This is a genomic window from Streptomyces sp. NPDC006283 (assembly GCF_040613325.1).
GTDB lineage: Bacteria > Actinomycetota > Actinomycetes > Streptomycetales > Streptomycetaceae > Streptomyces.
The window spans coordinates 58,753-82,189 of sequence record NZ_JBEXRZ010000006.1 but is presented as its reverse complement, the minus strand read 5'-3'; the positions used below and the strand labels follow the sequence as shown (position 1 = coordinate 82,189).

Below are 23,437 nucleotides of genomic sequence, written 5' to 3'. Positions count from 1 at the left end.
GGGCTGACTTTGTCAGCCCCGCCGGGGGTACTCCCCCTGACGCCTGGCGGCGAGGGGGGAAGCCAAGCCCGGCAGGACATCGCGTCAGAAAGACGATTACACTGGGCCCGTGCCTCAACTACGCCTCGCTCTGAATCAGATCGACTCGACCGTCGGCGACCTCGTCGGCAATGCCGAGGCGATCGTGCACTGGACCCGGCACGCCGCTGAGCAGGGGGCGCACCTTGTCGCGTTTCCCGAGATGGTGCTGACCGGATACCCCGTGGAGGACCTCGCCCTGCGCTCGTCCTTCGTCGAAGCGTCCCGCTCCGCGCTGCGCGCGCTCGCCGGGCGGCTCGACACCGAGGGGTTCGGCGAACTGCCGGTGATCGTCGGTTATCTGGACCGTTCGGAGACCGCTCAGCCGAAGTACGGCCAGCCCGCCGGCGCCCCGCGCAACGCCGCCGCCGTGCTGCACCGGGGTGAGGTGGTACTGAGCTTCGCCAAGCACCACCTCCCGAACTACGGCGTCTTCGACGAGTTCCGGTACTTCGTGCCGGGCGACAGCATGCCCGTGGTACGGGTCCACGGCATCGACGTCGCGCTCGCGATCTGTGAGGACCTCTGGCAGGACGGCGGCCGCGTCCCCGCCGCCCGCAGCGCGAAGGCCGGGCTGCTGATCTCGGTCAACGCCTCCCCGTACGAGCGGGAGAAGGACGACACCCGCCTCGAGCTGGTGCGCAAACGCGCCCAGGAGGCCGGCTGCACCACGGCGTATCTCGCGATGATCGGCGGGCAGGACGAGCTCGTCTTCGACGGCGACTCGATCGTCGTCGGCGCGGACGGCGAAGTCATCGCCCGCGCACCGCAGTTCGCGGAGGGCAGCGTCGTGCTCGACCTGGATCTGCCCGCGGCCGCGGCCGACGCCCCCACCGGCGTCGTCGACGACGGACTGCGCATCGACCGGGTGGTGCTGTCGCAGGAGCCGCTGACCGCGTACGAGGCGCAACTCACCGGCGGTTACGCGGACCGGCTCGACGACGACGAGGAGGTGTACTCGGCGCTGGTCGTCGGCCTGCGCGCGTACGCCGCCAAGAACGGTTTCCGGTCGGTGCTCATCGGCCTGTCCGGCGGCATCGACTCCGCCCTCGTCGCCGCCATCGCCTGCGACGCGCTCGGCGCGCAGAACGTGTACGGCGTCTCCATGCCGTCCAAGTACAGCTCGGAGCACTCCAAGGGCGACGCCGCCGAGCTGGCCCGCCGGACGGGGCTCAACTTCCGTACCGTGCCGATCGAGCCGATGTTCGACGCGTACATGGGCTCGCTGGGGCTCACCGGTCTCGCCGAGGAGAACCTCCAGTCACGGCTGCGCGGCACGATGCTGATGGCGATCTCCAACCAGGAGGGCCACATCGTGCTCGCCCCGGGCAACAAGTCCGAGCTGGCGGTGGGTTATTCGACCCTGTACGGCGACTCGGTCGGCGCGTACGGGCCGATCAAGGACGTCTACAAGACGACCGTGTTCAGGCTCGCCCAGTGGCGCAACCGCGCCGCCGAGGAACGCGGTCAGACCCCGCCGATCCCGGAGGCCTCCATCACCAAGCCGCCGAGCGCCGAGCTGCGGCCCGGCCAGGTGGACACCGACTCACTGCCGGACTACGACGTGCTGGACCGGATCCTGGAGCTGTACGTCGACCGCGACCGGGGCAAGGACGCGATCGTGGCGGCCGGCTTCGACGAGGCGCTGGTGATGAGGACGCTGCGGATGGTGGACACGGCGGAGTACAAGCGGCGCCAGTACCCGCCGGGCACCAAGATCTCCGCGAAGGGGTTCGGCAAGGACCGGCGGCTGCCGATCACGAACCGCTGGCGCGAGACGACGGCCTGACCTGCTCCGGTGTACGGGGGTTTCCCGCGGCGACGACGCGGGAAACCCCCTTCGCCGTACGTTCGCGGTCGAGCAGTCCGGCGGTCGCCGCGACGGCGAGGCCCACTACGGCGAGGACCGCGCCCACGAATGCCGGGGACGTCCAGCCCCATCCCGCCGCGATCGCCGCGCCGCCGAGCCAGGCGCCGCCGGCGTTGGCGAGGTTGAAGGCCGAGTGGTTGGAGGCGGAGGCCAGGGTCGGCGCGTCCTGGGCCTTGCGCATCACCAGCATCTGCAGCGGCGTGGTGGTCATGAAGCCGACCGCGCCGAGGACGGCCACGGTGGTCAGGGCCAGCCACGGGACGTGGACCGTGAACGGGAAGGCCACCAGGACGAGTGCGAGCGCGGCGAGCGAGCCGTAGAGCGTCGGCCGCAGAGCCCGGTCCGTGAGGGGGCCGGCGGCCAGCGCGCCGAGCGTCATCCCGATGCCGAACAGGGCGAGAACCAGGGTGACCGACGACTCGCCGAGGCCGATCGCCTCGGTCGTCATCGACGCGAGGTAGGAGTACACGGCGAAGACGCCGGCGAAACCGAAGACGGCGGTCAGCAGTCCCAGCAGCACCTGCTTGTTCCCCAGCGCCCGCAGTTCACGGCCGACGCTCTGGTGGGCGTCGAGCGGGGTGTCGGGGACGAGCCGGGCGAGGGCGGCCATCGCGACGAGCCCGATGCCGGTGACGACGAGGAACGTCGCACGCCAGCCGAGGTGCTGCCCGAGCGCGGTCGCGGCGGGGACGCCGACGATGTTGGCGACGGTGAGTCCGAGGAACATGGTGGCGACCGCGCGGGCCTGGCGGTGCTCCCGTACGAGACGTGCCGCGACGACGGCGCCGACGCCGAAGAACGCCCCGTGCGGCAGCCCGGCGAGCACGCGTCCCATGATGAGCGTCGCGAAGCCCGGCGCGAGGGCGGAGGCGAGGTTGCCGACGGTGAAGAGCGCCATCAGGAGCAGCAGCATCCGCTTGCGCGGGACGCGGGAGCCGAGGGCGGTGAGCAGGGGGGCGCCGATGACGACGCCGATCGCGTAGGCGGAGACGAGATGGCCTGCGGTGGGAACGGAGGTACCGAGGTCGTCGGCCACGTTGGGCAGGAGGCCCATCATGACGAATTCGGTGGTTCCGATGCCGAAGGCGGATACGGCGAGGGCGAGTAGCGCCAAGGGCATGTGGGGTGAGCCTTTCCGAGTAAGTTCGTTCTCGGAACAAATGCTCTCAGACGTTTTGTTCCCCCCGATGAACCGCGGGTTGCGCCGAGGTTCCCCACCCCGCCCCTTCCCCCGACCACCGCGCGAAGCGCGGTTCGGCGTGCGGGACTTGCCCGGCGCCGGCAAAGGGCGGGGTGGGGAACGTCACAGCGGCGAACATCACACCGGCAAACGTCACAGCTTGACGCGCGCCGCGATCGGCAAGTGATCGCTGTCCGTCCGCGGCAGCGTCCAGGACGAGACCGGCTCCACGCCCCGTACCAGGATCTGGTCGATCCGCGCCATCGGGAACGACGCCGGCCAGCTGAAACCGAAGCCGTCGCCCGCCGCGCCCTGCGTCGAGCGCATCTGGGACGTGATGGCGTTCAGCGAGCGGTCGTTCATCGTGCCGTTGAGGTCACCGAGCAGCACGACCCGGTCGGTCCGCTCCCGGGCGATCGCCTCCCCCAGCGCGTCGGCGCTGTTGTCGCGCTGGTTCGCGGTGAAGCCCGCTTCGAGCTTCACGCGCACGGACGGCAGGTGCGCGACGTGCACCGCGACGCTTCCGTCCGGCGTCTCCACCGTGGCGCGCATGGCCCGGGTCCAGCCCATCTTGATGTCCACGGGAGAGGTGTCGGTCAGCGGGTACTTGCTCCACAGCCCGACCGTGCCCTCGACGGCGTGATACCGGTACGTCCCCGCCAGCGCCTGCTCGTACGCCGCGACCTGCCCGCCCGGCAGTTCCTGCAGCGCGAGGATGTCCGCTCCGGAGGCGGCGACCTCCTTCGCGGTGCCCACCGGGTCCGGATTGTCCGCGTTCACGTTGTGGGTGGCGACCGTCAGTTCGCCGTCGGCCGCCGCGGCCTTGCCGGTCAGCAGCCCACCGAAGAGGTTGAGCCAGACGATCAGCGGCAGCAGTACGGCGATCATCGCCGTGGCGGAGCGCCGCAGCACCGCCGCCACGGCGATGAGCGGGACGAACACGCCGAACCACGGCAGGAACGTCTCTGTCAGGCTGCCGAGGTTGCCCAGCCGGTTGGGGATCTGTGCGTGCAGGATCATCAGCAGGGCGATGATCACGGCGAAGACCGCGAGGATGACGCCGCGCCGCCAGATGCCGCGGTCGCCGCGCAGGCGCTCGAGCAGGGCCCGCACCCTCCCGGCTCCGGACCCGGTCTGCCGCGTCCGCGCTGCGTCGTTCCCCGTTTCCGCCGTGTACGCCTGCGCCATAAAGCTGTCCTCACTGCCTTGCTGTCACACCGGCCTCGCCGCCGCCCCTAGGACACTAGGCGATGACCGGTGGTAGCTCTGCCGTCCTGAGACGGCCGTACTGCCTCGATGACGACGGGGCGGGGCGCCGGGTTCCGGCTGTCGGGCCGGGTGAGGACGCTGTGACAGAACGGGCACACTCGGCGCGCCGCGGACCGACCCGGACCGGGGCCCCGGACGGCCACCGCCGGCGTGGTTCAACCGGGCGGACGCACGCGCCCGCGCGTCGAAGCCGGGGGCGGGGGCGGATTCCGGCGGTTGTGACGGGGTCCTCTTTCGCCCGGGCGGCATGAAGTGCCACCATGGAGGCGATCCGGGGACGCCGTCAGGGCGCCTCGAGATGACGAAGGAGCCGATTACTCATGACGCTTCAGCCTGCCCAGAAGACCTCCGACAGCAGCAAGGCGCTGTACGGCGGCAAGCAGACGCGCCGCATCACCGTGCACGACATCGCCGCCGCCAAGGAGCGCGGCGAGAAGTGGCCCATGCTCACCGCTTACGACGCGATGACCGCGTCCGTCTTCGACGAGGCGGGCATTCCCGTCGTGCTGGTGGGCGACTCCATGGGCAACTGTCACCTCGGCTACGAGACCACCGTGCCCGTCACGATGGACGAGATGACGCTGCTCTCCGCCGCTGTCGTACGGGGCACCAAGCGCGCCCTCGTCGTCGGCGACCTTCCCTTCGGCGCCTACCAGGAGGGCCCGGTCCAGGCCCTGCGCAACGCGACCCGGCTGGTCAAGGAGGCGGGCGTCGGCGCGGTCAAGCTGGAGGGCGGCGAGCGTTCGCTCGGCCAGACCGAGCTGCTCGTGCAGGCCGGCATCCCGGTGATGTCGCACCTCGGCCTGACGCCGCAGTCCGTGAACACCATGGGCTACCGGGTGCAGGGCCGCAGCGACGAGGCCGCCCACCGGCTGATCCGCGACGCCAAGGCCGCCCAGGACGCGGGTGCCTTCGCGGTCGTGCTGGAGCTGGTGCCCGCGGAGCTCGCCGCCGAGGTCACCAGGTCGCTGCAGATCCCGACCATCGGCATCGGCGCGGGCGCCGACACCGACGCGCAGGTCCTCGTGTGGACCGACATGGCGGGCCTGACGGGCGGCAAGGTGCCGCGCTTCACCAAGCAGTACGCGAACCTCCGGCAGACCCTCACGGACGCGGCGAAGGCGTTCGCCGACGACGTCGCGGGCGGGGCGTTCCCCGCCGAGGAGCACAGCTTCCACTGAGCCACTTCCGGCACCAACGACAGCCCGCCGATCTTCCCCCGTCGGCGGGCTGTCGGCGTTGTGGGCGGCGTAACGTGGGAAATGGCCTCGGGAACACAGCAATGGCCCGCCAGGAGGCGGAAGATCATGGCTGGAATCGTGAGCAGGACCTTCGACTCGGCTGATGAGACCCGTGCGTTCAAGGACGGGAAGGGGAAGCTCGATCTCCTGAACACGGAGCAGGGGCCGGTCGGCCGGGCCGTGTTCGAACCGGGCTGGCGCTGGTCGACGCACGTCAAGCCCATCGCGGGAACGGACAGCTGCATGGCGTCACATGTCGGTTATGTCGTCAGCGGCCGGATGACCATCACCATGGACGACGGCGAGAGCGCCGACGTGGGGCAGGGCCAGTTCATCAGCGTCGCGCCGGGCCACGACGCGTACGTGGTCGGCGACGAGCCGTGCGTGATGCTCGACTGGTACGGATTCGGCGACTACGCCAGGGCCTGACCTTTCGGCAGGGCGGGCCGCCGACTCGGCGTCGGCGGCCCGTTGTCGACGGCCCCAAGCATCAACTCGTATGGCGGCGCGGCCGGTTCAGGACGGAGGCCGACCGGCGCGAGTGCGCCGCGCTCCTCGTACGGCAACCAGTGCAGCTCATGTCCCGGTGCCCGTGTCGGCGAAGCTCGGGCGGGGCAGGAGCAGGAACCGGGAACGGCCCCAGGACGTTCCCCGCGTGTCACCGGTACGGTCTACTCCGCACCCCGCACGTCCCTCGCCGCACGTCCCCCGCCGCACGTCAGGAGCCGCGTCCATGACCACCGCTGCCAGGCGCCACAGCGACCGCGCCATCAGTCCCGTCTTCCTCGGGATCGCCGCGGTGATGGCGGTGACGGGCTGGGCGGTGTGGACGGACTTCGCGGCCAGCCCCGGTCTCGCCGTCTTCCTCTTCGTCGTCTCCGGGTGGATCGTGTCGCTCTGCCTGCACGAGTACGCGCACGCCCGCACCGCGCTGCACGGCGGCGACATCTCCATCGGCGCCAAGGGCTACTTGACGCTGAATCCGCTGAAGTACACGCACGCGCTGCTGAGCATCGTGCTGCCGGTCGTCTTCGTGATCCTGGGCGGGATCGGTCTGCCGGGCGGCGCGGTCTTCATCGAACGGGGCCGCATCTCGGGCCGCTGGAAGCACAGCATGATCTCGGCGGCGGGCCCGCTGACGAACGTGCTGTTCGCCGCCGTGTGCACCGCCCCGTTCTGGCTGGGCGCGCTGGACGGCGTGCCGACCGCGTTCCGCTTCGCGCTCGCGTTCCTCGCGATGCTCCAGGTCACGGCCGCGATCCTGAACTTCCTGCCGGTCCCCGGCCTGGACGGCTACGGCGTGATCGAGCCCTGGCTGTCGTACAAGGTGCGCCGCCAGGTGGAGCCGATCGCACCGTTCGGCCTGATCATCGTCTTCGTGGTCCTCTTCATCCCCGAGGTCAACGCCGTCTTCTTCGACGCGATCCACGGGATCATGGGGGCTCTCGGAGTGGACGAGCTCGGCATCTTCTGCGGACGTGACCTGTTCGAGTTCTGGAACGGACAGAACGACTTCTGCGCCGCGTCAGGCTGACCCGGCGGCGGCCCGCTCCGCCTTCGCCCGGCGCCAGTAGTACCAGGCCATGTTCGACGACAGCCCGCCGAGCAGCACCCACACGATCCCGAACCACATGCCCTGCACGAAGGAGAGCACCGCCGCGACCACGGCGAGGACGCAGACGGCGAGGGAGTAGAGAGCGAGGCGGGGCATGGGTTACGGCTCCTGTCGGGTCCTGCCGGGGGCTTTCTGACCCGTCCAGTGTCCCTCATGCCCCGGCGCGCCCTACACGTCGGTGACGCGCAGCCCCGCGTGTGCCTTGTAGCGACGGTTGACCGAGATCAGGTTGGCGACCAGCGACTCGACCTGGTGCGCGTTGCGCAGCCTGCCGGCGAACACACCGCGCATACCGGGGATCCGGGCGGCCAGGGCCTGCACGATGTCGGTGTCCGCGCGGACCTCGCCCAGCACCATCACATCGGTGTCGATCTCCTCGATCGACTCGTCCTGCAGCAGCACGGCCGACAGATGGTGGAACGCCGCCGTCACCCGCGAGTCGGGCAGCAGGGCGGCGGCCTGCTCCGCCGCGCTGCCCTCCTCCGGCTTGAGCGCGTACGCGCCCTTCTTGTCGAAGCCCAGCGGATTGACGCAGTCGACGACGAGCTTGCCGACAAGCTCCTTCTGCAGCGTCTCCAGCGTCTTGGCGTGCCCGTCCCACGGCACGGCCACGATCACGATGTCGCTGCGCCGCGCGCACTCGGCGTTGTCGGCGCCCTCGATGCCGAGGCCCAGTTCCTCCGCCGCGGCTTCGGCGCGCTCCACGGCCCGGGAACCGATGATCACCTGCTGGCCGGCCCTGGCCAGCCGGTAGGCGAGACCGCGTCCCTGGTCGCCGGTGCCGCCGAGAACACCGACGACGAGGCCGGAGACGTCCGGAAGGTCCCAGGGATCCTTGGCCGGGGCCTTGGGCGCGGTCCCTGAACTGTCAGTACCAGTAGTAGTCATGAGGCGACCCTACTTCGGGACCCGAACCTCCCGATCGGGTGAGCCGGGACCGACCGGGCCCCGCGCCGGGGGGCTCGGGTGCAGGATGCTGCGCCATGGATGCCGTACGCGTCGCGCTGCTGCGCGAAGTCCTCGCCGGGACCCAGTGGCCCGCGGCGACCCGGAGGTTCGCCGGCGTGCTGCGCGCGTCCGTGGTGCCGCGGGGCGGCGGGCTGCTGCTGGTGGGGACCGAGGCGTACGAGCCGTGGCACCTGGCCGCGCATCTCGTCGACGAGGCCACCTGGTCCGGGCAGCCCGAGCTGGCGCCGACCCTCGTGCGGCACCGGGTGCGCACCGCCGACCCGGCGCATCTGGCCGTCGGGCTCGGCCGACTCGAGGCGGCGGGACGCGGGGAGACGCTGCTGGTGGTGGCGCCCGAGTCGCCGGACGAGGGCCTGCTCGAGCGGCTCCACGACGCCCGGCGGGCGGGTGCGACGGTGCTGTCGCTGGACGGCGGGGACCCCGAGGTGCACGGGCTGGCCCACGAGGCGCTGACGGTACCGGGTCCGGACCGTGCCGAAGGGGCCTCGGAGATCGACCTTGACACCGTGCAGCACCTGGTGAGCGCGGCGGCGGGCGAGAACAGCGTGCCCGCGCCGCGCGGACGCTCGCGGCTGCGGGACCGGCTGTCGCGGCTGGCGGACCAGCTGACGTCCCCGCCGCCGGCACGCTGGTGATTCCGTTGCCCAAGGCTCCGAGGCTGCTGGAGCATGGGTCTCCGTGACCTGCCCCCGCAAACCCGAGGTCCAGGGCTAGCCCCGATTCCGGGAGGAGACCGCAGCGAGGACGGGCTCCGCGCGGCGGCCGCACACGCAGGCGGCGACGCGTGCTAGTCGGCCGGTGGGCGGTCGCCGGCGTCGTGCCAGCGGGGGTCCGTCTCCCACTCCAGATTGCGCTCCTGCGCCGTCTCCATCGCCCGCGTCGCCTCCTCGCGGGACGTGTAAGGCCCGAAGCGGTCCTTGGCGGGGCACTCCGGCCCCTCCTCGACCTTCTTGTGCTGCAGGCAGTAGTACCACTCGCCCGGCTTGCCCACCGTGCGCTTCTTGAACAGGGCCATCGTCGGCTCCTTCCTCTCAGGCCATGCTGCCCCAGCCGGCCTGGTTAGACTCGCTGCCATGTCTGGCCAGTCGCTGCTCGTACCAGGGGAGCTCTCTCCCACCCGCTCCGTTCCCGGCAACATCCGGCGCCCCGAGTATGTCGGGAAGCCCGCGCCGACCCCGTATTCAGGGCCCGAGGTCCAGGACTCGGAGACCGTCGAGCGGATGCGCATCGCGGGGCGCATCGCCGCGCAGGCGATGGAGGAGGCCGCCAAACACATCGCCCCGGGCGTGACGACGGACGAACTGGACCGTGTCGCGCACGAGTTCATGTGCGACCACGGTGCCTACCCGTCGACGCTCGGCTACCGGGGGTTCCCCAAGTCGCTGTGCGCCTCGATCAACGAAGTGATCTGCCACGGGATCCCCGACTCCACCGTCCTGCGGGACGGCGACATCGTGAACCTGGACGTCACCGCCTACATCAACGGCGTGCACGGCGACAACAACGCCACGTACCTCTGCGGTGACGTCGCCGAGGAGTCACGGCTGCTGGTGGAGCGCACCCGCGAGGCGCTGAACCGTGCGATCAAGGCGGTCAAGCCGGGTCGCCAGGTCAACGTCATCGGCCGGGTCATCGAGTCGTACGCCAAGCGCTTCGGTTACGGGGTCGTCCGCGACTTCACCGGCCACGGCATCAACTCGTCGTTCCATTCCGGACTGATCATCCCGCACTACGACGCAGCGCACGCCACCACCGTGATCCAGCCGGGGATGACCTTCACCATCGAGCCGATGCTCACGCTCGGGACGCACGAGTACGACATGTGGGACGACGGCTGGACGGTCGTGACGAAGGACCGCAAGCGCACGGCGCAGTTCGAGCACACGCTGGCGGTGACCGCGACGGGGGCCGAAATTCTCACGTTGCCCTGAGCCCCGGGGTGGGTACCGTTTTACCGACAGATCGTCGGGAACGCTTTGACTCGGGGGAGCCCGAGCAGCAGGATCGGTGGTGGCAGCAGCACCGAGCGTTCCCGTCCTCTCCGGTCCCTGGAGGCCCGCTGTGGATGCAACCGGCACGCCCTTCTCGACGCTGATCCGTCTCGCCTCGCACGAGCGCCACACCACGGTGCAGATGTCGCCCTTCATGGACCACCTGATCGGCGGCCGGCTGGGCGTCGAGGCGTACGCCCGCTACACCGAGGAGCTGTGGTTCGTGTACCGGGCGCTGGAGGCCGCGGCCGGGTCGCTGGCCGACGACCCGGTCGCCGGTCCGTTCATCAGGCCCGAGCTGATGCGCACCGCGGAGCTGGAGCGCGACCTCCTGCATCTGCGGGGTGCGGACAGCCGGCCGGAGGATCTCATGCCACTGCCGGCCACGGCCGCGTACGCCGCAAGGATCGAGGAGTGCGCACGGACCTGGCCCGCCGGGTATGTGGCGCACCACTACACCCGCTATCTCGGCGACCTGTCCGGCGGCCAGGTGCTGCGCGACATGGCGGAGAAGACCTGGGGCTTCGACCGCAAGGGCGACGGCGTCCGGTTCTACGTCTTCGAGCAGATCCCCAACCCGGCCGCGTTCAAGCGGACCTACCGCGAGTTGCTGGACCATGTGGAGGCCGACGACCTGGAGAAGCAGCGCATGGTCGAGGAGTGCCGGCTCGCCTTCGACCACAACGTCGCCATTCTGAGGGCGCTGGAGCGGGAGTTCCCCCTCAGCGCGTGAGGCCGGGCGCGGTCACCGCATGGGGCAGACGGGTCCGCTCGCCGCGCGGGAGAGTCATCCGCGGGGCCAGGGACGCGGCAGCCGGAGCGGGCGCCGTGGGCGTGGGAGCGGGCGTCGCGAGCCGTACGCGACCACCGATCTCGACGATGCCGTCAGGGCCGGGGGCGGTGAGAATCTGCGACCCCTGGCCCTGGGTGATGTTCAGGGCGCGACCCAGCCGGTCGGTCAGCAGCAGCGCCGCGGCACCCGTCGCCTCGTCCTCGACGAGGTCCCCGCGCCGCGGGAACGCTCTGGCACGCACCCGGCCCGCCGCCTCGTCCTGCCACGCCCACGCGTACAGCCAGCCCTCACCGGGCGGCGGAGCGGGCAGCGCGTCGACCTCCTGCGGTGACGCGTACTGCTCGAGCCGCCGCGGCGGCGCCCATTCGGCGCGGGCGCTGATCCAGGTGAATTCACCGTCGTTCCGCGCCCACACCTCCCCGGCGGGCGGATTGACCGCCTCGAGGTCCAGCAGCCAGGCGGTGCCGACGAGCGGGTGTCCGGCGAAGGGCAGCCGTACGGAGGGGGTGTAGATGTCGACGACGCCGCGCTCCGGGTCGTCGACGAACACCGTCTCGCTGTAGCCGAGTTCGGCGGCGAGCGCCTGTCGGGACTCACGGTCGGGGAAGCGCCGGGGGTCGCGCACGACACCGAGGGCGTTGCCGTGCCGCCCGTCTCCGCCGCAGAAGACGTTCAGGACGTCGAGTACGCCGAGCGCGTCGAGTTCGTTCACGCAGGCATTCAAGCATCCCGGTTCGGGGACGGGCGGTCTTCCGGCGGCGGGCCGTGCGGACCACGGCCGTGCCGCAACGCCGCCCGCCTGCTGGAGCGACCCGCACGAGCCCCGCTCCGTGCCACCGCGAGATCACGGTGTGGGCGCTGTATCCGGTCCCCGCGCCCGGCCAGTTGCGGGCCCCGGTAGGGTTCGGACGGTCCATGGGGGTCGAGGAGCAGAAGGCAACCGATGAGAAGGCTGGGTCGGGCGGCGACGGGGCTCGCGGCGACGGCGGTACTGTCCCTGACGGCGAGTGCGTGCGTGACGGTGCACGGGGAGCGGGAAGTCGTCCCGGCGGCGACACAGGACGAGGCCGCGAAGGCGCTCGCGGCGTTCACGGACGCCTACAACAAGGCCGACAAGGCCTACGATCCCACGCTCGACGCGGCTCATGTCACGGGTGCTCTGGGGGCGATCAACCAGGCAGGCCTCAAGGCCCGGCAGGTCAATTTCCCGGACGGCAACCCCAACCACGTGCCGCTGGAACTGACGGACCCGAAGTTCACGATCCCCAAGAAGGCGGGCTGGCCGCGCTGGTTCGTGGCGGACACCGACTCCAACCGCGACCGGGACGGCGGCGCCGGGGACAACCGCTGGGTGCTCGTCTTCGTGCGCAACGGCGCCAAGGAGGGCTGGCGGGCCGCGTATCTGAACATCCTGACCCCCCGGCAGATACCGGCCTTCAAGACGGACAAGGACGGATACGCCGAGCCGGTCGCCCTGGACAGCGCGGCGCTGGCGGTCGCCCCGCGGAACCTGAGCGAGGAGTACACCTCGTACCTGCAGAACGGCAAGCCGGAGCACTTCAAGCCCGGTCCGCACACCTCCGTGTGGCGCGACAACCGCAAGCAGAGCGCGAACGTGCTCGGGATGACGACCCAGTACATCGACCAGCCCCTTGACACGGGCGACTACGCACCGCTGGGCCTGGCCACACAGGACGGCGGGGCGCTCGTCTTCTTCTCGATGCGCAACTTCGAGCGCCAGACGGCCGCGAAGGGTGTCCGGCTGAAGGTCGTTCCGGACGTCAAGGCGCTGCTGACCGGCGAGGTGAAGTCCACGATCACCAAGGAGCGGGTCTCCAACCAGGCGGTGATCGTCCCCGCCGGCAACGGCGGCGAGGCCGGCCCGGCAGTGGAGGTACTGGGCCGGCTGACGGGACTCACCGCTGCGAAGGGGTCGTAACCGCGCGAGGGTGGCAGGCGCCCGAGGGGCGGTCGGCGCCCGGGGGACGTGACCGCGCGACGGGCGGCAGGCGCCCGGGGGACGTAACCACCCGAGGGGTGACAAACGCCCGGGGGTCGTAACCGCGCGAGGGGTGGCAAGCGCCTGGGGTGGCAGGCGCCCGAGGGGCGGTCGACGCCCGGAGCCGGTGGCAGGCGCCCGGGGGACGTAACCGCCCGAGGGGTGACAAGCGCCCGGGGGTCGTAACCGCTCGTTGGTGGTCAGCGCCCCAGGGGGTGGCAGGCGCCCAGGGGGGCTGGCGCCCGAGGGTGGTCACCGCCCCCGGGCGGGTGGCAGGCGCCCCGGGGGCATTGAGAGCCCCTGGCTCGGAACCGCCCCGGCGGTGGGTCAGCGGCCGAGGGGCCAGGCGGCGGCGTGGTGGTCCACGTGCTCGTTCTCGCCCGCGTACCGCGCGCACGCGTCGGTCAGCGTCTCCAGCAGCGTCAGCGGGTCCGGCAGCGGATGCTCGAGGCCGCGGAGCCAGGCGACGTTCAGGTCGCCGTCACCGGGGAGACGGGCCGGGGGCACCAGGACATAGCTGCCGCGGCAGTGCCAGCGCAGGCCGGGATGCTCGTCCATCGTCTCCGGGTGGCAGTCCAGTGCACAGGGCCACCACTCGTCCTCGTCCTCGGGCGTGCCGCGGGTGGCGGTGAAGAAGAGCATCCGGTCCTCGCCGGACTCGGCCACCGGGCCGACGTCGATGCCCCGCTCGAGCAGCCGGGCGAGCGCCTTGCGCCCCGCCTCCAAGGGCACGTCGAGCACGTCGTGGACCATGCCGGTGGCGGTGATGAAGTTCGCGTCCGGCTGGCCCTGTGCCCAGCGCTGGATCTGCGCCCTGTCCGTGGTGGACTGCGTCTGCCAGGCGAAGGAGACGGGGTGGGTGGCCGGCGTCGGACATCCGATGCGCTCGCAGGAGCAGCGGTAGCCGATCGGATGGGCGGCGGGAGCGAGCGGCAGTCCCGCGTCGGCGGCGGCCAGGAGCAGGGTCTCGCGCTGCGCGTCGTCCGCATCGGTGTCCCGGGGGCGGCGGCGCAGCCACTGCGCCAGCCTGCGCTCCTTGGAAGGCCTGCCCTCCGTGCCGCGGAAGCGGCCGATACCGTCGCCCATCTATCCCCTCACACCTCACGCTCGCCCCACGCGGACACCCCATGGTCCCACCATCCTGCTCCCTGGGTGGCCACAGTCCCCAACCGGGGTGGCTCCCGGTGTCTTCCCGGCGGCCCGGGGGCAGGCTCAGCCGCGCGGGGCGAGGCCGTTCACGGCGTAGTCCACGACCTTGTCGGCGTACTCGTGGGTGAGCGGCAGGGTGCGCAGCAGCCAGCGGTGCGCGAGCGGTCCGGTGAACAGCTCGAGGGCGATGCGCAGGTCGATCCCGGCGCGCACCTGCCCGGCCTCCTGGCCGGCGCGCAACCGTGTGACGTACAGCTGGAGCTGGGGCTCGAGAAGCCTTTCGACGAACTGGGCGCCGGCGTCGGCGTTGACCACGCCCTCGGCGGCGAGCGCGCGGGCGGGGGCGTCGTAGACGGGGGTGTTCATCTCGTCGACGGTGGCGCGCAGCACGACGCGGAGGTCGGCCTCGAGGTCGCCGGTGTCGGGCAGCACGTACCCGTCGGGGCCGGCGGCCTCGGCGGCCTGCTCCGCCATGTCGAGGAAGGCCTCCAGCAGGACGGCGCCCTTGGAGGGCCACCAGCGGTAGATGGTCTGCTTGCCCACTCCGGCGCGGGCGGCGATGCCCTCGATGGTCGTCTTCGCGTAGCCGATCTCACCGACGAGGGCGAGGGCGGCGTCGTAGATCGCGCGGCGGGAGCGTTCGCTGCGCCGGGAGGAGTCGGGTGCCTTCGTCGCGGACATGACGGCAATCTAGCATTCAACGAGACGAGCCGTCTCGCCTGCCGGTCGTGCGACGGCCCGGGAGCGTCAGTCCGTCGGCCAGGCGTCGCCCCACGCCGCGCCGCGGGCCTCCTTGTAGCGCACCCCGTGCCGCTTGGTCACCGTGTCCCGGCGCAGGCCCTCTCCCTCGGTGCAGAGGTCGAGCAGCACCAGGCCCTTGCGGATCTGAGGCTTGCGGGTCACCCGGGCGCCGGCCGGATCCACCGGGAAGCGGGTCGCTGCGACGTAACTGAATTTCTCGTCCTCGTACGGCAGCGAGCCGCCCTTGATCTGCCGGTGCAGGGAGGACCGGGAGACGCGGGCGGCGAAGTGGCACCAGTCGGATCCGGGCTCGATCGGGCATGCGGCGCTGTGCGGGCAGGGTGCGGCGACGCGCAGCCCGGCGGCGATCAGTGCCTCACGGGCCTCGATGATGCGCTCGTAACCGTCCGGGGTGCCGGGCTCGACGATGACCACGGCCTGGGCGGCGCGGGCGGCCTCGGCGACGACCGCGGCGCGGTCGGCGGGGGTGAGCTCCTTCAGGACGTAGGAGACGGTCACGAGATCGGTGCTCTCGATTCGGAGCGCCGAGCTGATCCGTGAGCGCTGCCAGCTGGCGGCGCGGAGGGAGGGCACATGGGAGGCGACGGCCAGTTCCCGGCCGAGTGCGAGCGCGGGCTCGGCCCAGTCCAGCACGGTCGTGCTCGGCGCCGCTTCGTCCCACGCGTCGGCGACCGCCCAGCTCGCCGCGCCCGTGCCGCCGCCGATGTCGGTGTGCGTGCCGGGGGTCCATTCCGGTGCGGCCGCCCGCAGCCCCGCCAGGGCGGCCCTCACCGCCTCGAACGTCGCCGGCATCCGGTACGCGGCGTACGCGGCGACGTCCGACCGGTCCCGCAGCACGGGGGCGTCGGTGGGGGTGGTGCCCCGGTAATTGGCGATCAGCCGCTCGACGGCCTGTGCGGCCTGCGTGGGCGGCAGCCCGTCCAGCAGCCCGGCGAGGGCGCTGCGCAGGGTCTCGGCGGTGGGGGCGGCGACGGCGTTCACCGGGAGAGTCTACGCGCGGCCACTCCCCGCCTGCTCAGACCGCCTCCGCCCTCCCGCGCCACGGCCTGCACAGCAGCACGAAGCACGCCACCGCCCCCGTCGCACACGCCGTCTGGACCACGGCCATCGGCATCGCCGTCCCTTCGCCCGCGATCCCCACCAGCGGCGACGCGATCGCGCCGATCAGGAACGACGACGTGCCGATCAGTGCCGACGCCGACCCCGCGGCGTGCGGCGTACGCATCAGCGCCAGGGCGTTCGTGTTGGGCATCGCGAGGCCCATCGCCGACATCAGTACGAACAGGCCCGCCGCGACCGGGACCAGTCCGACCTCGCCGAAGACACCGGACGTCAGCAGCAGCAGCGCCGTCGCCGCGAGGGCGATCACCGCGAGGCCGAGCCCGAGCGCCTTGTCGAGACTGACCCGCCCCACGAGCAGTTTTCCGTTGATCTGGCCGACGGCGATCAGGCCCACCGAGTTGATTCCGAAGAGCAGGCTGAACGTCTGCGGCGAGGCTCCGTAGATCTCCTGCACAACAAAAGGCGACGCCGAGATGTACGCGAACAGCGCGGCGAAGGCGAGCCCGCCGGTGAGCACGTAGCCGGTGAAGACCCGGTCCGCCAGCAGTCCGCGCATGGTGCGCAGCGCCTCGACGACTCCACCGCTGTGCCGTTTCTCCACGGGCAGGGTCTCGCCGAGCCACTTCACCACCACAAGCGTGAGCAGGACGCCGACGCCGGTCAGCACGACGAAGATGCCGCGCCAGTCGGTGATCCGCAGCACCTGGCCGCCGATGAGCGGGGCGATGACGGGCGCGACGCCGGAGATCAGCATCAGGGTGGAGAAGAACCTGGCCATCTCCACGCCGTCGTAGAGGTCGCGCACCATGGCGCGGGCGATGACGATGCCGGCCGCTCCGGCGAGGCCCTGCAGCAGGCGGAAGGCGATGAGCATGTCGACGGTCGGGGCGAAGGCGCAGATGGCGGTGGCGACGACGTAGACGAGCATGCCGGCGAGCAGCGGTCCGCGGCGGCCCCACTTGTCGCTCATCGGTCCGACGACGAGCTGCCCGAGGGCCATGCCGGCGAGGCATGCGGTGAGAGTGAGCTGGACGGTCGCGGCGGGTGCGTGCAGCGAGTCGGTGACGGCGGGCAGCGCCGGGAGGTACATGTCCATGGACAGCGGCGGCAGCGCGGTGAGGCCACCGAGGACCAGGGTGACGACGAGCCCGGCCCGGCGGGCGGCGCCGGCGCCCACGGCCACCGGGGCCACGGGAGCCGACGGCCCAGGAGGGGCAGGAGGCGCAGCAGGGGGCGAGGGGTCGGATGCCGGTCCGGCGTCGGATATGTGTCCTTGCGTGCTCTGGCCGCTCTCCGGCATCGACAGCTCCTCATCCTCTTGTCACACCAATGCTCTCAGCTCCTCCGAATCGATCGACACCTTTCCGGCGCGAACGCGTGAAGTGGGGCGGGCGACCCCCGACCCGGTCGGGGGTCGCATCCGACCGCTGGTCACACCTGCTCGAGACCGGGGTTGCCCGCCTCGGTCACGAACGAGGCCGTCGTGGAGACGGGCGCGCCCGGTGTGGTGACGGCCCCGACCGTGCGGAAGTCGGCGCGCGCCTGCTGCTCTCCGAGGGCGATCGTCACATAGCCGCGGCGGCCGTTGTAGAACTTCATGTGCGGGTTGGCCCGGGTGTAGGTGTCCCAGGTGGCCGGCCGGTCGGCACCGTCCTTGCCGCTGGAGACGGAGGTGGCGACGATCTCGGTGCCCACGACCTTGGCGCCGGGCGTCTCGTAGTCGCGTTTGATGTCGTAGGCGTACGCGACGTGCACATCGCCGGTGAGGACCATCAGGTTGCGGACGCCCGCCGACTCGGCGCCGTCCAGGATGCGGTCGCGGGAGGCCGGGTAGCCGTCCCAGGCGTCCATGCTGACCTTGGCGACCTCGTTGAGGTCGAGCTTGCGCTGGGAGAAGTTGACCTGCTGCGGCACGACGTTCCACACGGCCGTGGAGGCGCGCCAGCCGTCGATCAGCCAGCGCTCCTGCTGCGCGCCGGTCATCGTGCGCGCCGGGTCCTCGGACTCGGGGCCGGGGACGTGCGCCCTGTCGCCGTACGCCTGGTCGGAGCGGTACTGGCGGGTGTCCAGCACGTCGAACTGCGCGAGCTGCCCGAAGTGCAGCCGGCGGTACAGCTGCATGTCCGGGCCGCTGGGCTGCTGCGGGGCGCGCAGCGGCTGGTTCTCCCAGTAGGCGCGGTAGGCGGAGGCCCTGCGCAGCAGGAACTCCTCCGGCGGTACACCGTTCTCCGGGATCTCGTCGGCGTAGTTGTTCTCGGTCTCGTGGTCGTCCCAGGAGACGACGAAGGGGTGTGCGGCGTGGGCGGCCTGCAGGTCCGGGTCCGACTTGTAGAGGCCGTAGCGCAGCCGGTAGTCCTCGAGCGTGACCGTCTCCCGGTTGAAGTGGGCGGGAAGGACGCGGTCGCTGTAGTTGCGGGCGCCGCCGGCGGAGTTCACGGCGTACTCGTAGAGGTAGTCGCCGAGGTGGAAGACGACGTCGAGGTCCTCGTCGGCCAGGTGCTTGTACGCGGTGAAGTAGCCGTCGTGGTAGGCCTGGCAGGACACGGCGGCGAGCTTCAGTTCGCTGAGGACGGCGCCGGGGGCGGGCGCGGTGCGGGTGCGGCCGGTGGGACTGATCCAGGTGCCGGTGCGGAAGCGGTAGTAGTAGACGCGGTCCGCCTCGAGGCCGACGGCCTCCACGTGGACGCTGTGGTTGAACTCGGGGAAGGCGGTGACCGAGCCGCGTTTCGCGATCTTGGCGAAGCCGGCGTCGTACGCGACCTCCCACCGGACCTGGACATTGGCCTGCGGGAGTCCGCTGCCCGATTCGTACGGCTTCGGCGCGAGGCGCGTCCACAGTACGACGGAGTCGGGCCGGGGGTCGCCGGAGGCGACGCCGAGGGTGAAGGGGTCCTCGGTGATCTTCCTGCCGTTGATGGTCTTGGCGTGCGCGGTGCCGGGCATGTTCACCGCGAAGGCGAGCGCGGCTGCGGCGGACGTGGCGGTGAGGAAGGTACGGCGGCCGAGGTGCCGGGCTGCCGCAGCTCTGAGTGCGGGCGAGTGGGTGCGGTGCGCGGGTGTCATATGGCCCTCCCCTGACGGCTGTTGTCAGTCGCATTGGAGTCGGAGCCGACGAATCCGTGCTGTCACGGACACGACATCCGCATGGCGGTCGGATGAGATCCGCGGAGGTCACCTACGCGTACGCTGCGGGCCATGAACGCTGCACGAAGGATTGCCGTGGTGACGGGTGCCGGCTCCGGCATCGGCCGGAGCGTGGCACTGGAACTGGCACAAAGCGGGCAGGACACGGCCACCGGTTCGCGCATTGGCCCGAATTGGGCAGTGGCACTCGCCGGACGGCGCAGTGAGACGCTCGAGGAGACCGCGGCGCTCGCCGGCCTCGACGCCGACGTACTGTGCGTACCGACGGACGTAACGGACCCGGAAGCGGTGACCGCGCTCTTCGCTGCGGTCCGCGAGCACTACGGCCGGGTGGATCTGCTCTTCAACAACGCGGGCACGTTCGGCCCCGGTGGCATCCCTTTCGAGGACCTGCCGTACTCGGCGTGGCTCAAGGTGGTCGACACCAACCTGACGGGCGCCTTCCTGTGCGCGCAGGCGGCGTTCCACCAGATGAAGGACCAGACTCCGCAGGGCGGCCGGATCATCAACAACGGCTCGATCTCGGCGCACACCCCGCGCCCCAACTCGGCGCCGTACACCGCGACCAAGCATGCGCTGACGGGCCTGACAAAGTCACTGTCGCTGGACGGCCGGCCGTATTCGATCGCCTGCGGCCAGATCGACATCGGCAACGCGGCCACGGACATGACGAAGGCCATGCAGGCGGGTGTCCTCCAGGCGAACGGCGAACTGGCGCCGGAGCCGGTGATGGAGGCGGGCGACGTGGCGCGGACCGTGCGCCACATGGCGGAGCTGCCGCTGGAGGCGAACGTGCAGTTCGCGACGGTGCTGGCGACGAACATGCCGTTCATCGGCAGGGGCTGAGCGAGCGGACGGGAATGCCGTACGGGGCAAGGGAGTTGAGGCGACCATGACTCAAGGACCCGCGCCCCGGCCGCTCTCCGACGAAGCGCTCGTCGACCTGCTGGGCAAGCAGCAGTTCGGCACGCTCGCCACGAACAAGCGCAGCGGTCATCCGCACCTGACGACGATGCTCTACCACTGGGACCCGGCGACCCGCGTCGTCCGGTTCTCCACCACCGCCGACCGGGTCAAGCCCCAGCACCTGAGCCGCGATACCCGGGCCGCCGTGCATGTGCAGGGCCCCGACGTGTGGTCGTTCGCCGTCGCGGAGGGCGAGGCGGAGGTCTCCGCCGTCACAACCGAGCCGGGCGACGCGGTGGGACGCGAACTGCTCTCGATGCTGCCGGAGGCCGCGAAGCCGCAGGACCCGGCGGCGTTCCTGACCCAGCAGGTCGCGGAACGCCGCGTGGTCATCCGCCTCACGGTGCAGCGGCTCTACGGGACGGCGCTCGACATCGAAGGCTAGGGTCTTTCGTTTGACTCAGGCCGGATCAGTGTGGGCGCGATTCGATCAGGCCTGGCTCGGCGCGATCCGAATGAGAGGTCCTGGGGCCGGCGCCCCCTACCTCCGCGGGGGCGGTTCCTCACGCAGGGGCGAGGCGCTCCTTGTCAGGCACGGCTTCGGGTGCGGGTCCGTCGAAGGCGGTCGGAGGGCTCTCCGGCTTCGGGGCGGCGGCCCGGACCGCTTTCTGTGCGGCCTGGGCCGCCTGTGCGACCTGGGGCGGGGTGGCCTTCTCGAGGAAGCGCAGCAGCTCGACGGGGAAGGGCAGGACCAGAGTCGAGTTCTTCTCGGCGGCGACGGCCACCACCGTCTGCAGCAGCCGCAGCTGCAGCGCCGCGGGCTGATCGGCCATCACACCGGCCGCTTCCGCCAGTTTCCTGGACGCCTGCAGCTCCGCGTCGGCGTTGATGACGCGGGCCCGGCGCTCACGGTCCGCCTCGGCCTGCCGGGCCATCGACCGCTTCATCGTCTCCGGCAGGGAGACGTCCTTGATCTCGACGCGGTCGATGGTGACGCCCCACTCGACGGCGGGGCTGTCCATCATCAGTTCAAGGCCCTCGTTCAGCTTCTCGCGGTTGGAGAGCAGATCGTCCAGTTCGCTCTTGCCGAGAATCGAGCGCAGCGAGGTCTGCGCCATCTGGGAAACGGCGAAGCGGTAGTCCTCGACACGGATGATCGCGTCGGCCGGGTCGACGACTTTGAAGTAGATGACGGCGTCCACGCGGACCGTGACGTTGTCCCGGGTGATGCCGTCCTGCGCGGGCACCGGCATGGTCACGATCTGCATGTTGACCTTGTGCATGTGGTCGACGACCGGGATCACCATGGTGAATCCGGGGTTGCGTATCTGCCTGTGCAGCCGGCCGAAGCGCAGGACCACCCCTCGCTCGTACTGCTTGACGACCCGCGCAGCACTGAGCACATACATGACTGCGCCCGCGCCCGCCACGGCCAGCGCTGCCAGCAGTTCCTGCACCATGACGGCCGCCTTCCCGCGGAATGAACACCCGTAAGCGGTATGCCCATATTTGCCATCGCTTGACCCTCCGGGCGACGGGTCTCTGCCGCCGGCACTCCTTGTCCCGGCGCGCCACGGGGCGAAATGCCGCACACTCCTGTATAAGGCCCGAGACAGCCCGCGGAACCACGGTGAGGATTCAGCGTGCTCGATGTGCCGTTCTGGCTTTGGGGGACTTTCGCCGCGACCGTGGTGCTGTCGCTGGCGGTGGACCTGCTGTCCCACCGCAGCGCCCATGTCATCGGATTCAGGGAAGCGGCGCTCTGGAGCGGACTGTGGATCGGCCTCGCGATCGTCTTCGCCGTCGTCGTGTTTCTGGTCCTCGGCCCGACGGCGGGAACGGAATACACCACCGCATGGCTTCTCGAGAAGAGCCTGTCGGTCGACAACCTCTTCGTCTTCGCGCTGATCTTCGCGTACTTCAAAGTGCCACGGGAGTATCAGCACCGGGTGCTGTTTCTGGGCGTCATCGGCGCACTGCTCTTCCGCGGAATTTTCCTGTCCCTCGGGGTGGCGGTGGTCAGTCGCTTCACCGCTGTGCTGTTCGCCTTCGCGGCGATCCTCTTCTACAGCAGCTACAAGATTCTCAGGGAGGAGGACGAGAAGTTCGATCCGGGACGGAGTTTCGCGGTACGCCTGCTGCGCAAGGTCATGCCGGTACGTGAGGAGTACGCGGGCCCGAAGTTCTTCGTCAAGGAGGCCGGCAAGCTCATGGCCACGCCGCTCCTCGCGGTGGTGGCCGCCATCGAGGCGGCCGACCTGATCTTCGCCGTGGACAGCGTTCCGGCCGTACTCGCGGTCAGCGACGACGCCTTCATCGTCTACACCAGCAACGCCTTCGCCATTCTCGGCCTGCGGGCTCTGTACTTCCTGCTCGCGGGGCTGCTCGACCGGTTCCGCTACCTGAACAAGGGCCTTGCGGTCATCCTGTCCTTCATCGGCGTGAAGCTCATCCTTCAGGCGTCGCACAAGATGATCAGCACCGGAATTCCCGAAATCCCGTCGCCGATCAGCCTCGGGGTGATCGTCGTGGTCCTGACCATCTCCATCACCATGAGTCTGCGACGACCCGCCAAGGCCGAACGCGATGCCGAGCCCGCCCGCGGCCGACCGCCCGAGGGCAAAGGAGAATGAGGAGACCACTGCCCGACTCGCCGGTAAGGACCTATCGTAAAGAAATGGTCAAAGTGATGCGTCAGGGCGGTACGCAGGCGTCACACAAGTGCCCCGTCTGCAGGCAGCCCGTTACGGCGACGATCAAGAAGCACAAGTCCCTCGGGGTATTCGTTCCCGTATGGGTCCCGGATCCGTGCGGAAATCCCCGCTGCTCCGCACACGTGTCAGAGCCGCAGTCGCAGAAGCCGGAGGATCGGCATCAGGAGGCCGACTGAACACGGCGACCGACCCGGGACGGCCGGGGGCCGGCGCGAAGGCGGCAGACGAGTCGGGCTGTACGCCGGGTTCTGTGCGCCCGGGACCTCGCGGTCGTCGGGGCGACGGCCATCCATCTAGGACCGGCGTTGCCGCCGGCCTCGTGCGGTCTACCCGCGGACTCGGGCGGGCAGCCCTCATGCGTCCGCGCAGGACCGCCCTCTTGCGAGAGGCGGCCCCTCTTGACCTTGCTCCAGGTGGGGTTTACCTAGCCGCCTGAGTCACCTCAGGCGCTGGTGGTCTCTTACACCACCGTTTCACCCTTACCGGGGACCGAGGTCCCCGGCGGTCTGTTTTCTGTGGCACTGTCCCGCGGGTCACCCCGGGTGGGCGTTACCCACCACCCTGCCCTGTGGAGCCCGGACGTTCCTCGGGAAGATCGTTGCCGATCCTCACGCGGCCGCCCGCCCGGCTCGTCTGCCGTGTCGACCATGCTACCTGCCGTTCCGGCGAGCTTGACCTTGTCGCAGCGTCAACGT

Annotated in this window: 23 protein-coding genes and 1 other RNA gene; 11 read left to right on the top strand and 13 right to left on the bottom strand. The window is 70.7% G+C overall.

Annotation, left to right across the window (positions count from 1 at the left end):
• Positions 1–109 precede the first annotated feature (109 nt).
• Entirely contained in the window at positions 110–1,867 is a 1,758-nt protein-coding gene (locus ABZ070_RS02935; RefSeq protein ID WP_356629232.1) for an NAD+ synthase, read from the top strand.
• On the opposite strand, the gene ABZ070_RS02930 is transcribed toward ABZ070_RS02935, so the two are convergent.
• Both ABZ070_RS02930 and ABZ070_RS02925 read right to left on the bottom strand, forming a co-directional pair.
• Positions 1,836–3,068, bottom strand: a complete 1,233-nt coding sequence (locus ABZ070_RS02930; protein WP_356629230.1) for an MFS transporter — start codon at positions 3,066–3,068, stop codon at positions 1,836–1,838. The genes ABZ070_RS02935 and ABZ070_RS02930 overlap by 32 nt on opposite strands.
• Before the next feature lie 213 nt (positions 3,069–3,281).
• Positions 3,282–4,316 carry an endonuclease/exonuclease/phosphatase family protein gene (locus ABZ070_RS02925; protein ID WP_356629228.1) on the bottom strand — a complete coding sequence of 345 codons (1,035 nt, stop codon included), beginning with the start codon at positions 4,314–4,316 and terminating at the stop codon, positions 3,282–3,284.
• 401 nt (positions 4,317–4,717) lie between these two features.
• Here ABZ070_RS02925 and panB point away from each other — a divergent pair, with 401 nt between their 5' ends.
• From panB to ABZ070_RS02910, 3 genes are all read left to right on the top strand, one after another.
• Entirely contained in the window at positions 4,718–5,578 is an 861-nt protein-coding gene (gene panB, locus ABZ070_RS02920) for a 3-methyl-2-oxobutanoate hydroxymethyltransferase (RefSeq protein ID WP_356629226.1), read from the top strand.
• A 126-nt stretch (positions 5,579–5,704) separates the two neighbouring features.
• Complete coding sequence (locus ABZ070_RS02915) at positions 5,705–6,067, top strand: cupin domain-containing protein (RefSeq protein ID WP_356629224.1); 363 nt, start codon at positions 5,705–5,707, stop codon at positions 6,065–6,067.
• 304 nt (positions 6,068–6,371) lie between these two features.
• On the top strand, positions 6,372–7,172 hold the full coding sequence (locus ABZ070_RS02910) for a site-2 protease family protein (protein ID WP_356629222.1): 801 nt from the start codon (positions 6,372–6,374) through the stop codon (positions 7,170–7,172).
• Here the strand turns inward: ABZ070_RS02910 and ABZ070_RS02905 are convergent.
• Both ABZ070_RS02905 and npdG read right to left on the bottom strand, forming a co-directional pair.
• Positions 7,164–7,349, bottom strand: coding sequence for a hypothetical protein (locus ABZ070_RS02905; protein ID WP_356629220.1), 186 nt, complete (start codon positions 7,347–7,349; stop codon positions 7,164–7,166). The genes ABZ070_RS02910 and ABZ070_RS02905 overlap by 9 nt on opposite strands.
• A 72-nt stretch (positions 7,350–7,421) precedes the next feature.
• Entirely contained in the window at positions 7,422–8,141 is a 720-nt protein-coding gene (npdG, locus tag ABZ070_RS02900; protein ID WP_356629218.1) for an NADPH-dependent F420 reductase, read from the bottom strand.
• A 95-nt stretch (positions 8,142–8,236) separates the two neighbouring features.
• On the opposite strand from npdG, the gene ABZ070_RS02895 reads away from it, so the two are divergent.
• Entirely contained in the window at positions 8,237–8,857 is a 621-nt protein-coding gene (locus tag ABZ070_RS02895; RefSeq protein WP_356629216.1) for a hypothetical protein, read from the top strand.
• 152 nt (positions 8,858–9,009) lie between these two features.
• Here ABZ070_RS02895 and ABZ070_RS02890 read toward each other — a convergent pair whose 3' ends face one another.
• Complete coding sequence (locus ABZ070_RS02890) at positions 9,010–9,237, bottom strand: hypothetical protein (RefSeq protein ID WP_356629214.1); 228 nt, start codon at positions 9,235–9,237, stop codon at positions 9,010–9,012.
• Between the two features lie 58 nt (positions 9,238–9,295).
• On the opposite strand from ABZ070_RS02890, the gene map reads away from it, so the two are divergent.
• Together map and ABZ070_RS02880 are read left to right on the top strand one after the other, a co-directional pair.
• Positions 9,296–10,153, top strand: a complete 858-nt coding sequence (gene map, locus ABZ070_RS02885; RefSeq protein ID WP_356629212.1) for a type I methionyl aminopeptidase — start codon at positions 9,296–9,298, stop codon at positions 10,151–10,153.
• A gap of 130 nt (positions 10,154–10,283) precedes the next feature.
• Positions 10,284–10,946: a biliverdin-producing heme oxygenase gene (locus ABZ070_RS02880; RefSeq protein WP_356629210.1), complete on the top strand. Its 663-nt coding sequence runs from the start codon at positions 10,284–10,286 to the stop codon at positions 10,944–10,946.
• Here ABZ070_RS02880 and ABZ070_RS02875 read toward each other — a convergent pair.
• On the bottom strand, positions 10,936–11,718 hold the full coding sequence (locus ABZ070_RS02875) for a PhzF family phenazine biosynthesis protein (RefSeq protein ID WP_356629208.1): 783 nt from the start codon (positions 11,716–11,718) through the stop codon (positions 10,936–10,938). The genes ABZ070_RS02880 and ABZ070_RS02875 overlap by 11 nt on opposite strands.
• A 231-nt stretch (positions 11,719–11,949) precedes the next feature.
• Between ABZ070_RS02875 and ABZ070_RS02870 the strand changes: the two genes are divergently transcribed.
• On the top strand, positions 11,950–12,945 hold the full coding sequence (locus ABZ070_RS02870) for a hypothetical protein (RefSeq protein WP_356629206.1): 996 nt from the start codon (positions 11,950–11,952) through the stop codon (positions 12,943–12,945).
• A gap of 387 nt (positions 12,946–13,332) precedes the next feature.
• On the opposite strand, the gene ABZ070_RS02865 is transcribed toward ABZ070_RS02870, so the two are convergent.
• From ABZ070_RS02865 to ABZ070_RS02845, 5 genes are all read right to left on the bottom strand, one after another.
• Positions 13,333–14,091 carry a bifunctional DNA primase/polymerase gene (locus tag ABZ070_RS02865; protein ID WP_356629204.1) on the bottom strand — a complete coding sequence of 253 codons (759 nt, stop codon included), beginning with the start codon at positions 14,089–14,091 and terminating at the stop codon, positions 13,333–13,335.
• 126 nt (positions 14,092–14,217) lie between these two features.
• Positions 14,218–14,835, bottom strand: coding sequence for a TetR/AcrR family transcriptional regulator (locus tag ABZ070_RS02860; protein ID WP_356629202.1), 618 nt, complete (start codon positions 14,833–14,835; stop codon positions 14,218–14,220).
• A 66-nt stretch (positions 14,836–14,901) separates the two neighbouring features.
• Positions 14,902–15,897 carry a small ribosomal subunit Rsm22 family protein gene (locus ABZ070_RS02855; protein WP_356629200.1) on the bottom strand — a complete coding sequence of 332 codons (996 nt, stop codon included), beginning with the start codon at positions 15,895–15,897 and terminating at the stop codon, positions 14,902–14,904.
• A gap of 34 nt (positions 15,898–15,931) precedes the next feature.
• Positions 15,932–17,278 carry a Bcr/CflA family multidrug efflux MFS transporter gene (locus tag ABZ070_RS02850; protein ID WP_356629198.1) on the bottom strand — a complete coding sequence of 449 codons (1,347 nt, stop codon included), beginning with the start codon at positions 17,276–17,278 and terminating at the stop codon, positions 15,932–15,934.
• Between the two features lie 131 nt (positions 17,279–17,409).
• Complete coding sequence (locus tag ABZ070_RS02845; protein WP_356629196.1) at positions 17,410–19,041, bottom strand: alkaline phosphatase D family protein; 1,632 nt, start codon at positions 19,039–19,041, stop codon at positions 17,410–17,412.
• Between the two features lie 132 nt (positions 19,042–19,173).
• Between ABZ070_RS02845 and ABZ070_RS02840 the strand changes: the two genes are divergently transcribed.
• Both ABZ070_RS02840 and ABZ070_RS02835 read left to right on the top strand, forming a co-directional pair.
• The gene (locus ABZ070_RS02840) at positions 19,174–19,968 is read left to right on the top strand and encodes an SDR family oxidoreductase (RefSeq protein ID WP_356629195.1); all 795 of its coding nucleotides are present in this window, start codon (positions 19,174–19,176) and stop codon (positions 19,966–19,968) included.
• A gap of 46 nt (positions 19,969–20,014) precedes the next feature.
• Positions 20,015–20,473, top strand: a complete 459-nt coding sequence (locus tag ABZ070_RS02835) for a TIGR03618 family F420-dependent PPOX class oxidoreductase (protein WP_356629193.1) — start codon at positions 20,015–20,017, stop codon at positions 20,471–20,473.
• Between the two features lie 118 nt (positions 20,474–20,591).
• On the opposite strand, the gene ABZ070_RS02830 is transcribed toward ABZ070_RS02835, so the two are convergent.
• On the bottom strand, positions 20,592–21,488 hold the full coding sequence (locus ABZ070_RS02830) for a slipin family protein (protein WP_356629191.1): 897 nt from the start codon (positions 21,486–21,488) through the stop codon (positions 20,592–20,594).
• A 183-nt stretch (positions 21,489–21,671) separates the two neighbouring features.
• Here ABZ070_RS02830 and ABZ070_RS02825 point away from each other — a divergent pair, with 183 nt between their 5' ends.
• Positions 21,672–22,661 carry a TerC family protein gene (locus ABZ070_RS02825; protein WP_356629189.1) on the top strand — a complete coding sequence of 330 codons (990 nt, stop codon included), beginning with the start codon at positions 21,672–21,674 and terminating at the stop codon, positions 22,659–22,661.
• Between the two features lie 302 nt (positions 22,662–22,963).
• On the opposite strand, the gene rnpB is transcribed toward ABZ070_RS02825, so the two are convergent.
• Positions 22,964–23,374: RNase P RNA component class A (gene rnpB, locus ABZ070_RS02820), an RNA gene on the bottom strand.
• Positions 23,375–23,437: the final 63 nt, after the last annotated feature.